Here is a 13,139-nt window from a genome sequence, read left to right as displayed (position 1 = left end):
TGAGTTTGGATGGACACCACGCGAGAAACCTAGGGAATGATTCGCGACGACCTCGAAAACCAGCAGTTGGCGTATCTGCTGCGCAAATTTGCCGAACCCGGCGCCAATGGCCGGGCGGTGGAACAGGCGCAGCGGGAGTTCTATCACCGGGTCTTCAAGACCATCGATCTGTGCGCCCTGCAAACGGCAAAGTTCAACCAGGAAATCGCTGTCGTGGCGGTGCAGGAGACGTGGCTACAGATCTTGAACACCGCGCACAAGTACGACCCGGAGCGCGGCTCGGTCAAGACCTGGGTGCAAGGCATTACCCGGTATTGCACGCTCACCGAACTGCGCAAGCACTACAAGGAAGTCCGCGTGAGCAATGCGCTGCGCAACGGCGGCGCCACCGTTGATACCAGCGATGCCTCGGCCGATGAAGACAGCCCTGGCGACATACTCGGCAGCCTGTTGTGCCCAGTGCTCTGGCATGACGAGGTGCTCGACGCTGTATATCAGCAGCAGGTCGTTGCAGCCGCCCGGGCATGCCTGGAAACGCTGCCGGCCGGCAACGACCCGAACTACCGGTTGGCGATGGAGCTGGCGCTTGATGAAGACCTGACCTACGAGGGCATGACGACAGTGCTGCAGGCTCATATGCCCGACGGTAAGCTGCTCAACGGTGAGCGGGTGCGCAAATGGGTGAGCAAGGCAGCTGAGCGTATGCGTGGATGCCTGGGCCGCAAACTGGGCATGCGCAAGGAGACCCCCCAATGAACAGCGAAGACCTGGCGCGCTTTGAGGCGCAATCGTTTCTGTTCGCTTGCGGCAAGCTTGACGCCGCAGAGCAGGCCTGGATGATCAGCATGATCGCCGCACACCCAGAGTTGGCCGAAGCCGCTCATGCCGATCGTGTGCTCGTCGAGCACACGCGTGCAGCTATCGATGAACGTGCGGCCGCACATACGCAACCGCTGGTGCCGTTTGAGGCACTGCCCAAGGCGGGGGCAGCGAAACAGGGGCCGCGCCCGTCCATGCAGTCATGGCGGCAACGCTTGATGGCGTGGTGGCAACGACCGGCGGCCGGCGCCTGGGCGTTTGCGTCGATTGCGGCGCTGGCTTTGCTGGCCGGTGTGCAAACCTTGCGCCTCGAGCAGTTGGACGCCGGCGCCAATGCGCCGGTCTTCCGGGGCTCGGAAGGAAGCTCGGCCACGACCGGCCCACTCATCCAAGCGGTGTTTGCCGATGGTGTAACGCTGGGTGAGCTGCGCAAGACGCTGACGGCGCTCAAACTTGAAATCGTGCGTGGCCCCGATGACCAAGGCATGGTTTGGATCACCGTGCGCGAGGGTGATACGCAACAGGCGCTCGATAGACTCAGGGCAACGAGCATCGTGCTCGACGCGCGCATCATCAGGCCGCGACCATGAGTGGACCGCACGCACGTCTGGGCAACGGCATACGGCTTGCGGTCATGACCATCGCGGTGTGGCTGCTGTGTTCCGGCGCCGCACCAGCGGCGGCCGGCACACCTGTGCCGGCCGTATCTGCATCCACGCGGGCTGAATCGATCGACTATCGCACCGCACCCAAATTTGCGGTGGTGATCGGCAACACGCGCTATTCCGGTCGGTACGCACTGCACAACGCCGAGAACGACGCGCGGCTGATTGCAGCAAGCCTGAAGCAGGCCGGCTACGCTACCGAACTGATTGTCGATGCCGACCGAAACGCGCTGTACCAGGCACTCGGCCGTTTGGCGGAGCAGATGAGTGCCGGTGGCGCTGCCGCGTTTTACTACGCCGGTCATGGCATGCAGATCCGCGGGCGCAACTATCTGATACCGGTTGGTGCACCACTGGATCGCCCCGATGCGCTGTCGCAAACAGCCATGCCGGTCGATTACCTGATCACGCGGCTCAAAGACAGCGGCGCGCATCTTTCGCTGGTGATGCTGGATGCCTGCCGCAACGACCCGGACGAGGGGGGCTTCAGTGGTGCCTATCGCGGTGCCGGTGCGCCGGCCGGCTTTGTCGCGCAGAAGCCCGCCAACGGCATGCTGGTGGCCTACGCCACGCAACCTGGCGAACGTGCACTGGACGGGCGCGGCACCAATGGGCCGTTCGCGCAGGCACTGTCGAACTGGCTCCCGCGCCCCGGCATGCCGATCGAAGATGTCATGAAGCACGTCATGACCGACGTGCGTGCCAGCACGCGCGACGAGCAGCGGCCATGGATCGCCACCTCGCTGGTGGGCGACTTCGCGCTCGTGCCGGCCCCGAAGGCCCAGGCCCGCTTGATGCTGGCGCGGCCCGGGCGCAATGTGGATGGCACACCTGCGCGTGGCGCGGCGTCAGTATCCAGCGATGCAACGGCTATCAGTACTGCCGACGGCAAGCCACTGCTGCAATGGTTCCAGACTGCGGGACAGGATGAGCAGATGATGATCGCGCAACAGATCGAGCGCGAGGCCAAGGGCGTCAACCGCGACGACCTGCCCCGGCTGGAGCGCCAGGCACGCGGCGGCAATGTGGTAGCGGCCTCGGTATTGGGCACGGCCTACCGCCGTGGCTTTGGCGCTGGCACGCAGGTCACCCGGAGCAACACGGTCGCAATGCGCTGGTTCCTCCTTGCTGCTGCACAGGACATGCCCTATGCGCTCAATGAACTGGGCGAAATGTTCTACCTCGGGCACGGCACCACGCGCGACGTGGCAAAAGCGCGCCGCTATTACGAAGCCGCCGCCGCGCAGGGTTACATGCCAGCGCGACTCAACCTCTTCCAGGTGCAGGCGGAGACCGGGCAAGTCACGGCCGAATCGCTGATGGACATGTTCAGCAGCGCCACCCGCAAGGGCCAATAGCCGCCTCTCAGCCATGTTTTATCCGGCCCGTAACCCCGGGGTCGGTGCCTGCTTGCGCCGAAGGTTTTCATATGCGCTTGCATGCTCGGTTGCCCAAAAAAATTCTTCCGGCTTCGCTTCGTCGCTGCGAATAGAGGGTATCCACAGCACGCCGTCTGTGGAAACACCACTCCACGGCGACCTTCAACAGGAAGAACACACCATGCAGCAACGCGGAAGGATCTTGCGCGACACGCGCACCGGGCCTGGCCTGATCATCGTGAACGGCCGTCAGTATCCATTCACGCTTGAGGGCGTCTGGCGATCAAATGAGGCGCCTGCCGTAAACATGACGGTCGATGCGCTGTTTGACGACACCGGTGAACTCACTGCGCTCGTTGCAGTGCCCGATACCCAACTTGCGCGAGAGAAAGCCGACGATGCTGTGGCAGTGCTCAAAGCGCGTGGCGGCCAGCTGGCGGCACGGGTGGGCACGGGCACATTGGTGGGGACCGGTCTGCTGGCGATGGCCTGGTTCGCACTGAACACCGTATCGGTGCAACTGACGCCGGGCATGAAGATGGGCATGAGCCTGTGGAAACTGCTGGGCGTGCTCAATGCTTCCGGCGATGCCATGGCAGCGCTCAGCGGCAACGGTGGCAGCTCCGGCATGTACGGCGTGCTGGCCATCGTGGCATTGGCGGGCCCCGTTGCTTCGTACTTCGTGCGCGACGCACGCGCGCAGCTTGCCAACTGTCTGCCATTGCTGTTTCTGCTCGGCATTGCCCTGGCCTTCTACTTGAGCATCAGCAACAGCTTGTCGCAAGCGCAGGGTGCGGCCATGGCGTTTGGCGGCAGCGGCGCAGCCGACGTCGTCGGCGCCATGACGCGCCAGGTCATGCGTGCGATCTCGATTGGCGCGGGCGGCTATCTCAGTTGCTTGGTCAGCCTGTATTTCGCGACCACCGGCGTGTTGAAATTTTTCGCCAAGCGCACCTGACCCCGGTCTGGTGCTTGAGTCATCCCTGCTACCGATTGCGAGAAATCACCATGCTGACCATCCGTTCTACACGCCACGCTGCCCGCGCCTGTGTACTGTTGTTTGTACTCTCTGGCACCGTAACCATGACCGCCTGTGGCGACAAGGCAACCAATTCAACCAAGCCCCAGACTGCCGCACCGACCCCACCCAATCTGGCGCAAGCCACCGCGCCGCAGGCCGTGCATGATGCGCAAATTGCCGCTGCACTCGAAGCGCTGCCGAAGGCCGACAAGGCCACACCCGACAGCGCTTACATTCCCCTCGATAGCGGCAATCAGCTCATGTACGCATACCTTGCGCTCACAGGCATGCCACCCGACTATGCACAAGTCGCCAGCAGTATCTCCAAGGACTATGCCCGCGCGACCGACGAATTTCGCAAGCACGACCTGCTTGTGGCACTCACGCCCAAGATCGATGCCGACATCGCTGCCGCCAAGTCGCGCCGCTATTTCAAGATGACGATCCCGAACTCCATCGGGAAGTACAGCTTTGAACAGAAGGGCTTCCCGCTGGATAACTCGCTGTGGGAGGCCGGTGCCTATCGCTACTTCTTCGATAACGGTGAGTACAAGCTCGGCTTCAGCAACGGCGATGCCTTTCGTTATCTGGGCGTTGACAGCGAAGCCGCTGCGCGGTCGATCGAGGCCCAGCGCGCCCGCTACGATGCAGTCAAGCTGACGGTGTACGGCTATTACCAGAAAGCCGATACCGCACAGAAGATCGTCACCGCGCAGATCGTCAAGGTCACTCTGGTTGACAAGCAGGGCAGTGTGCTGGCCGAGCAGTAATGCCCCGTGCCAACGAATATCGAGATTCGGCTGCTAACCGCTTCCCTGTACGCGGGCTGATGCTTTGTGGAGCACGGCCCGAAGTGAACGAAGTTCAGGCGCGGCGCGATACGCCATCGTTGGCCGCGATATTTGGGAGTGACGACTTTATCGGCTGGTATGGCGTACTCGAATAGCCGTTTGAACATGCTGCGCGTAGACGGTGCGGGTATGCGCGCAGTTGACGGTGTCCACAGGGATTGAGGCAAACTACAGACATCAAATTTCCTCACAAGCCCGGCCGATACAGCCCCGTTTATTTTTTTGGGTTCATTCCAATGCAGCCAATCAAGCAGGATAGGTTCGACCGTTTGCGATGGTGGTATCGGCGCAATGCCTGGCTGTTGTTTGCCGGGGGAATGCTGATCGGCGTGCTGATGGCCGTATGGGGCTTCAACGTCGGCAAGGGCTTCTATTTTGGAGCGGACACCAGGCTTCAGTGGGCGGATGCGGCGTATTACATCCTGCAAATGATCTCGCTCAATGGGTTTGGCCCGCTCAACCCGGAGATTCCTTGGCAGCTCAATGTCGCGCGCTTTTGGCTGCCGACGGTGTTTTTCTTCACCGCATTGAGCGGGGTATTGCGCGTTGTCGGTCGTAACGGTGTCGGCTTGTCCAGGTACTTTCTGGATCGGCACATCATTGTCTGCGGCCATGGAGCCCAAGCGATCGAACTGGTGAGGCAGTACCGCAGCCGAGCCACTCCGGCCGAGGTGTTGCTGGTCAGCAGTGTCAACGAGTTCAGTGGAGCGGCCGATCTGCGCAGCTTGGGCGCCATGCTGCATATGGACGACATTGGCACGGTGAGCAGCTGGCGCACGATGCGTGCCGAACGCGCCAAGGCGATCTACTTTCTGGAGGAGGGGGAGCACCGCAACCTCAATGGCTTTGAGGCGTTGTGCCGCAGTGAGGCTGGTCGCAGCCGTTCTGACGGCAAGCGCATCTGCAAGTGTTTCATCCACGTGGGCGATTCCGCACTGCGCCGCTGGGTGGTGGAAAGCCTCGAAAACATGCAGCAGGCGCGCATTCCTCACCGCCTGCAATGGTTTGTATTCAGCGCCTGGGAACAGTGTGCACGTGATCTGTTCCTGCTCCACGGCCCCCATCTCACCCAATCCGCATTGGGGCCGCATGCGCCGCCTTCCATGTTGATTCTGGGCGCCAGCCCGTTGGCGGAGCAGCTCTTGATGCAAGCTGCGAAGCTTGGGCATTACCCAGGAGCAGGCAAGTTGCAGGTGACCTTGGTGGCGCCGGATGCCGCAGCCTTTGAGCAGTCACTCAAGGCGCGCTTCCCCGCACTGGACGGCCGCATTCCCGAGCGCTGGGACCCTGAAGAGCGCGCGTTGATTCCCTTGCTGGATTTGACATGCGTGAGCGCTGCGGCCGAAGCTCCGCCGCTCGATTTATTGGGGGTGGGGCAAAGAGAAGGTGCCCCCTTTCAGGTTTGCTTTGTCTGCGTGGACGATGCACATACGGCGGTCCGCGCGGTGGATATGCTGCGCGCGCAGTACCGCGACGCGGGCGGGCGACAGCCTGGGTTGCGAACTGTGGTGTGCCTGCCGCAGGGCAGTGGCGTGCTGGAGCGCTTGGCGCATGCACCGTCGAACGCGCTGTCTGCCGGACTGACGTTGTTTGATCCGCTGGCATACAGCTGCCGTATGGAAACCCATGAGTCTGTGCTGGTGGAGCAGTCCGAGCGGGATGCTCAGGACATTTACCGTTTTTTCGTCAATGGCCAGGCCTTCGATTGGTGGGGGTTGTCAGAGTTGGAGCGGGATTCCAATCGTCAGGCGGCCGATCACCTGAAGGTAAAGCGCCATTTCCTGGCGCATGGCGATGAAGCGCAGATGCAAGCCGAGCATACCCGCTGGTGTGCGGAGCGACTCCTGGCAGGCTGGCGGTTTGGGCCGGTCAAGGATCTAAAGAAGCGCATCAGCCCTAACCTCAGGCCGTATGAGGCGTTGCCGAGCGTGGAGCAAGAGAAGAACCGCCCGATCATCCAATACGCCAGAAGGCCCGTGCCAGCGCGCGTGCCCTAGCGCCCATAACGCTTGGACACGTAACGCTGCGGGGCTTGCCTTTGCGGCCAGTCCTTTCCAGGCGAGCAACGGCCTGGCCGTTGCCATCTTGAGCTTCCTCGTGCGCCACCCAGCGCAAAAGGCGACACACCATGTCAGACGCCAACCCATTTCACAAACAGAAAATTTTCCTGTCTTACGCTCACAAAGTGGACGACAACCCGGACCACACGGCGGATCTGGTGGAGGCCATTCAACAGCGCCTGGAAGCAGCTGGACACGAGGCCTGGATTGATAGGCAGCAACTGCATCCCGGCAAGGACTGGCGGGAGGGCATTACGCGTGGCATTGATGAGTCGGACCGGGTGCTCTCATTCTTGAGCCCGCGTTCGGTTCGCGATCCGGGCGTCTGCCTTGACGAGATCGGTATTGCGATGAGCCACAAGCATGGCGCCATCGCAACGCTGCTGGCAGACAAACGGGTAGAAAACAAGATACCGGCCAGCGTTGCGCATATCCAGTATCTGGACGTGAGCGACTGGTCCTCCCAGCGTGAGAGGGGGCCGGTAGCCTGGGGTGCCTGGCTTGACACGACGGTAAAGAAGATTCTTGCCATCATCGCCGCAAATGAGGGGTTTGCCGGCGAGATTCAGGCATTGCAGCAGATACTCAGTCCGATGCCGGAGAGTGCCAAGCTCGGCAAGCTCATTGAAGATGGCCTGGTCGGGCGTCAGTGGGTGAAGGCGGCAATCGCCCAGTGGCGCACGGGCAAACTCGAACAGCGCATGTTCTGGCTGGTGGGTGAGCCGGGCATGGGCAAAAGCGCTTTGGCGGCCGAACTGGTGCACAAGGCCAAGCTAGAGGTCGTGGCCTATCACTTCTGTGACTACCAGGTGCCGGAATCCCGCACGGCGCACACCTTTGTCTGCAACCTGGCATTTTTGCTGGCCACGCGGTTGCCGGACTACCGGCGCTTGCTGCGCGGCAATCTCTCGTCTCTGCCCCGACCCGTGCCTGAGATGGCGGCCACTGAGTTGATGGAGCGGCTTCTCATCCATCCTCTGCGCAACAGGATCGACGGCGGCGTGAGCAGCGACCGGCTGGTGGTGCTCATCGATGCGCTGGATGAGGCCGAGCCTGAGCTGGTGAACCTGCTGGCCAGGTATCTCGATGCCATGCCGCGCTGGCTGGGCCTGGTGGTCACCAGCCGCCCGGATGTGAAGATGGCGCTGGCCCGCTACCCAGCATTTGAGATGACGATGCGAGATCCGCGCAACGAGGCGGATCTGCAAGCGTATCTGAACGACTGGCAGCAAAGCGACCCCGACGCACCACTGGATGCGCAGACAAGGTCGACGTTGATCGCGGCGTCACAGGGCAACATGCTATATCTGGCACTGGCACGGGAGGGCTACGCAAACGGCTTGTTCTCACTGTGCAATCCGGCTCAGTTGCCCCAGGGGCTGGGGGCCGTGTATCTGGAATGGATGCGAAGGCAGTTTGGCGCCGACCCCCACGGTGATCCTGCGTGGTCAGCGCATTGCTACCCCTTGCTTGCGCTGCTGTGTGCCACCCCGGAGCCTCTGCCCCTGAGCCTGGCGGGCACCCTGCTGCAATGGAAGGGACAGGACCGTGTACTGGCCGTGCGCCCGCTGGGCAGCTTGGTGAAACAGGAGGGCGATGCATGGCGTTTGTGCCACCGCAGTCTTGGGGAGTGGCTGAGCGATGCGGATCAGTTCCATGAGTGCTGGGTGAACCTCTCGGAGGCTCGTCTGGCGTTGGTGCAAGGTCTGCTACCGATGATTCCCGATGCGCTCAAAGCAGACACCCCACAGTATCTCCACCGGGCGTTTCCCATCTTGCTGCAGGGTCTGGAGCCGGACCAATCCGCGTCTTTGCTGGGGGCGTCGGCGCAGATAACTTTGGGGCTGCTGGAGCAACTCAGCGATTTCTGGGAGCGTTATCCGCACACCCAGGCTTGGCGTCTGCAGGTCCAGCTGCTGTCGTGGGTCATCGAGCAGCGCGATCGCCTGGACGGACATGGCGGCCTGGAACGCAGCATCAGCCGCTACAAGCTTGGTAACGTGTTGTTCAGCCAGGGCGCCTATGCGCAGTCAGTTGAACAGCTACGGCAGGCCTATTCGCTTTGCGTGGAAGCGCTGGGTACCCACCACGCCCAAACATTGGCTGCGCAACGCAGCTTGGCTCGCGCCCTGTACGGGCAGGGGCGCTATGCCGATGCTGCTGCGTTGCAGGAGCAGGAGCTCAGGCTGAGGGCGTCGGAGCCGGTCGTCGACGCACTTGAAGTGCTCTCTACCAAATCCAATTTGGCGCGCAGTCTCTATGCGTCGGGTCGCTATGCACAGGCCAAAGCGCTACATCAGCAGGTGTTTGACGAGCAATGCCGGGCGCTCGGACCGCAGGATCCTCGAACGGTTTCCAGCATGAGCGCATTGGCCAGTGCGCTGTTTGCGCTGGGCGATAACGAAGAAGCCGAGACCCTCAATACGCAGGTGCTGGACTTCTTCACCCGTTTCTGTGGCGCCGAACATCCCAGGACATTGACCAGTGCCAGCTATCTCGCGAGCACGCTTTTCACCCAAGGCCAATTCGAAAGGGCCGAGGCGTTGCAAGAGACGGTGCTTGCGAGCCGACAACGCATTCTGGGCGAGGCGCACCCCGACACGCTATTGGCCACAGGCCAACTGGCGCTGACCCGCCGCGCGCTGGGACATCTGCTGCCGGCACAACAGATGCAGCAAGACCTCGTGCAAGTCATGAGCGAGGTGCTGGGTGCGAACCACCCGTCGACGCTTTTTCAGCAATGCTTTCTGGCCGATACCTGCTTCGATCTCGGCGAAGACGAACTCGCAATGGAGATTCAGAAGCGGGTTGTGGCCCAGCGTATGCAGGTGTTGGGGGCCGTGCATCCGGACACCCTGGTGGCAGAGGCGGGTTTGGCCCTGACTTTGGCTAGGACAGGTTTGCTTGAGCCTGCCCAGTCCATGCTGGCTCGCGTGGCGGACACGATGCGCCAGAGTTTGGGCGGCGCTCACCCTGATACGGTGTTCAGCTTGAGGCTCCTACTAAAAGTTCTCACCCTTCGCGAAGATGAGGCTGGAGGCCGTGCCATCCTCCAGCAACTGGACGCGCTGGAGCCGGCGCAGAAGGTAAAAAGGCCAGTCCACTTCACCAATACCTGGCTGATGGCGGGATGGCTAGGATAGCTACCGCCGGCGACATCCTCGAAAAGATCGCTGGGTTATGCACTACATATTTCTCCGGAAGCAAAACCGGCCAAGCTGGCCGACAAGATTTGCAACTTGAGGGGCATCTGGGTATCGCCGCCGGCTGACTGGTCTGCTGATCGCAGGAGAGCGCACTTCGACTGGGCTGCCCAGCTGGTGGCTGGCCAAATGCAAAAGCGGCTTCCAAAAGGAAGCCGCTTTTTCTTTGTCCGTTCGCAACACGTGACGGCGCAGGGGAAACCTCAGCCCCGCCGCACCCAAATCACCTTGCCGTTCTGGATACCGAGATTACGGCGTTCTTCCCGATAGTCCATCGTGCCCGGCAACGCCTTGCCGTCGCGTTCACTGACGCGCCACAGGCAGCCGTTCAGCAGTGTCGTTGCATCTTGCTCGGATTTGCCGATGAGTGTGTCGTCCGGAACCGAGGCGGCCTGGCATGCGCCTGCCGGTTGCGTGTGTTCAGCCATGGGCGCCTCGCCTGCGTTCTTGGTTTGCTCTGTGCCGGCCGTGGAGCATCCGGCCATGCTTGCTATGGCGGCAACTGCCATGAGCATTGTTGCTAAGCGCGTCATACAACCTCTCGTTTGATGTCGAATGGGATCTGCGACCGAGTGCGATGCGTGGGTGGCGCAGTGCGCTCGGGTTCGTGGCGGTAGTGTATCCACAGGGTCAGTTAAGCAGGCGCGGCAGCGGGATGCGAATGCTCGCGGCGCGTGGTCGGTGCGTCGCAAATAGGCGCGTGATTTGTGTGGTTACGCATGTACTTGGGGGGAGTATTTTCTATTGTGACTCAGTTGCCCGCAAATGGCGCAGGCAAGCCAATTCCGCACCAGTCATGGGTTTGCGGGGGATGCCCATGTTGTCGGCGTGCAAAGCGCCTTCCACCCCCTCCAAAAAACGCTTGCCGAGCCCAAGAACACTTTGTTACTCTGCGCCCCGTCATCACTACGGAGATGTTCTCCATGGACAGTTGTTCTAGTCGATCTTCGATCGCACTCTGAACGGCTAGACAGTCTCGGCGCATCGCTTTCGCTTTGCGCCCATCCACTGCCTAGCCGTATGCACGGCGGGTAGTGGCACTTGTGCGGGTTCTCCGTACAAGCCCATTCCCACAATTCGATTGTTTTACCGACACGGCCATGTGGCTGCGTGCGCGCTCGCGTTCGTAGTCTCCTGGGAGGACCGTGGTCGGCTCATGCCTACGTTCGTCATAGAAACGAACGGGGGAGGTCTCATGCTGTTTCTCTCGATGCTGCAATACGTTTGGGTCGCGGTGCGTCCGCTCGTTCTGGTGCGTGCTGCTGCCGCATTCCGCCCGTTTGGTCCCTTCCGTCGTCCGGCCTTGCTGGCCGCGATGGCTTCGTTCTCTGTTTTCACCCACGCGGCTCAAGCCCAAGAAGCCCAGGCTTCCGCACCGGCTGCGGATGCACTGCCGATCGCTGGCGGTGAACTCGATGACCGCTTCGGTTTCCACGGTCAATCGACCTGGGTTTGGCAAGCCAAGCCTGCGTTCAAGTCACCGTACAGCGGTGATAACAGCCTGACCGGCGGCCGCGCCATCAGCTACTCGTTCAGCACCACGCTGGACCTGGGCATGCGGTTGTGGAAGGGCGCCGAGTTCCACTTCAACCCGGAAGTCATCATGGGCAAGGCGTTCTCGGATCTGCATGGTCTGGGTGGCCCGACCAACGGCGAGCTGGCGAAGGTGACGGGCACCGACCCGACGCTGTACCGCGCCCGCGCTTTCCTGCGCCAGACCTGGGGCCTGGGCGGCGATACAGAAAAGATCGACGCCGACTTCAACCAGTTTGCAGACGTGGTCGACAAGCGCCGCGTGGTGCTGACCGTGGGCAACATGCCGGTGTTGGATGTGTTTGACGGCGTGGAGTACTCGCACGATCCGCGCACGCAATTCTTGAACTGGTCGTTCATGGCGAGCCCATCGTTCGACTACCCCGCCGATGCGCGCGGCTACAACTGGGGCATCGCGCTGGAGTACATCGACAGCGAACTCGGCTGGGCCGCGCGCGCTGGCCGCTTCCTGCAGCCGATCGAGTCGAACGGGTTGGCACTGGATTCCGCCTTCATGCAGCACTACGGTGACATGGTGGAACTGGAAAAGAGCTACACGCTGTTCGGCCAGGACGGCAAGGTACGGTTGATGGGCTGGCGCAACAAGACGCGCATGGGCCGCTTTGATGACGCCATCGCACTCGGCCAGGCCACGGGCAGCGCGCCGGATCTGAGCCAGGTGCGTAAGGAGCACGCCAAGGTGGGCGTGGGCCTGTCGTTCGAGCAGAAGGCTGGCGAGAACCTGGGTCTGTTTGCGCGGGTGAACTGGTCGGATGACAAGACCGAGACGTACGCCTTTACTGAAGTGGGCCGCAATGTGTCGTTCGGCGGTCTGCTCAAGGGCACGTCGTGGGGTCGCCCCAATGATGTGGTGGGTGCGGCATTTTCGCTGAACATGTTGGGCCCGGATCACAAGGCCTACCTGGCGGCCGGCGGTAGCGGCGCGTTCCTGGGCGATGGCGCGTTGAACTATGGCCACGAACGCGTACTCGAATTGTTTTACAGCTTTCAACCGGTGAAGGGCCTCATGCTCAGCCCCGATTTTCAATTGATCCAGAACCCTGGCTACAACCGGGACCGCGGCCCTGCCAAGTTTTACGGCATGCGCGTCCACGCCGAGTTCTAAGACCTACGGAGGACCCATATGGACAGTCCGAGTCGACCTTACCCGACATTTCTTTCCTACTAGGCGAGTCCGCCGCACGGTTGTTCCCTGCTGCTGACTTGCCGCCCCGGCAAGGCAGCGGTGTCTGCATCGCTCCTTGATTGTTTGAATCTGCCGCCTTGGGTACGACAACCCGAGCGCGGCGATTGCCGCATGCCGTGCACGCGTCGTGCCCATGCGGCCAGGAGTTGTTATGCGCAAATTCAACATTCCCGCCCGTCGTTTCTCGGCCATCGCTCTGCCGTTCAGCTCGCCGTTCGTGCAGGCCCGTGCTGGTGCGCCCGAGCGCGCCAACGCCGTGTCGACCACGTCCAACCGCCGCGCTGACGACGGGGGCCAATCGCTCTCCAACCACGGCTACGCCGCCGCCGCCATCCGGCTGTCGCGCACCTATTGGTAACCGGCGGGTAATCCAACGACGGGTACATCCCTCACCCAATAAC

10 protein-coding genes are annotated in these 13,139 nt (G+C 61.8%); 9 read left to right on the top strand and 1 reads right to left on the bottom strand.

Annotated elements, in window-relative coordinates; all coding sequences use genetic code 11:
* Positions 1–36: 36 nt before the first annotated feature.
* The 7 genes from C404_RS56225 to C404_RS56200 all read left to right on the top strand — a co-directional run bounded on the left by C404_RS56225 (position 37) and on the right by C404_RS56200 (position 9,938).
* Positions 37–756, top strand: coding sequence for an RNA polymerase sigma factor (locus C404_RS56225; protein ID WP_021197468.1), 720 nt, complete (start codon positions 37–39; stop codon positions 754–756).
* Positions 753–1,409 (top strand): hypothetical protein, encoded by a 657-nt coding sequence (locus tag C404_RS58960; RefSeq protein ID WP_021197467.1) that lies wholly within the window; start codon positions 753–755, stop codon positions 1,407–1,409. Before C404_RS56225 ends, C404_RS58960 begins: the two co-directional genes overlap by 4 nt.
* Entirely contained in the window at positions 1,406–2,842 is a 1,437-nt protein-coding gene (locus C404_RS58955; RefSeq protein WP_080981145.1) for a caspase family protein, read from the top strand. The genes C404_RS58960 and C404_RS58955 overlap by 4 nt, the downstream gene beginning before the upstream one ends.
* A 202-nt stretch (positions 2,843–3,044) precedes the next feature.
* Positions 3,045–3,821 carry a hypothetical protein gene (locus C404_RS56215; protein WP_021197465.1) on the top strand — a complete coding sequence of 259 codons (777 nt, stop codon included), beginning with the start codon at positions 3,045–3,047 and terminating at the stop codon, positions 3,819–3,821.
* 50 nt (positions 3,822–3,871) lie between these two features.
* Positions 3,872–4,654, top strand: coding sequence for a DUF4852 domain-containing protein (locus C404_RS56210; protein WP_152524499.1), 783 nt, complete (start codon positions 3,872–3,874; stop codon positions 4,652–4,654).
* Positions 4,655–4,971: 317 nt separating this feature from the next.
* Entirely contained in the window at positions 4,972–6,732 is a 1,761-nt protein-coding gene (locus C404_RS56205) for a RyR domain-containing protein (RefSeq protein WP_064496248.1), read from the top strand.
* A gap of 131 nt (positions 6,733–6,863) precedes the next feature.
* A complete protein-coding gene (locus C404_RS56200; RefSeq protein WP_021197462.1) occupies positions 6,864–9,938 on the top strand; it encodes a tetratricopeptide repeat protein in 3,075 nt (1,024 codons plus the stop codon).
* A 263-nt stretch (positions 9,939–10,201) separates the two neighbouring features.
* Here the strand turns inward: C404_RS56200 and C404_RS56195 are convergent, their stop codons facing one another.
* On the bottom strand, positions 10,202–10,531 hold the full coding sequence (locus tag C404_RS56195; protein ID WP_031330179.1) for a hypothetical protein: 330 nt from the start codon (positions 10,529–10,531) through the stop codon (positions 10,202–10,204).
* Positions 10,532–11,193: 662 nt separating this feature from the next.
* On the opposite strand from C404_RS56195, the gene C404_RS56190 reads away from it, so the two are divergent.
* Both C404_RS56190 and C404_RS56185 read left to right on the top strand, forming a co-directional pair.
* A complete protein-coding gene (locus C404_RS56190) occupies positions 11,194–12,657 on the top strand; it encodes a carbohydrate porin (protein WP_021197460.1) in 1,464 nt (487 codons plus the stop codon).
* A 232-nt stretch (positions 12,658–12,889) separates the two neighbouring features.
* Positions 12,890–13,096 carry a hypothetical protein gene (locus C404_RS56185; protein ID WP_021197459.1) on the top strand — a complete coding sequence of 69 codons (207 nt, stop codon included), beginning with the start codon at positions 12,890–12,892 and terminating at the stop codon, positions 13,094–13,096.
* Positions 13,097–13,139: the final 43 nt, after the last annotated feature.

The sequence above is a fragment of the Ralstonia sp. AU12-08 genome (assembly GCF_000442475.1).
In the GTDB taxonomy this organism is placed as follows: Bacteria; Pseudomonadota; Gammaproteobacteria; order Burkholderiales; family Burkholderiaceae; genus Ralstonia; species Ralstonia insidiosa.
The sequence above is the reverse complement of the archived record's forward strand: the minus strand, read 5'-3'. Positions and strand labels throughout refer to the sequence as shown.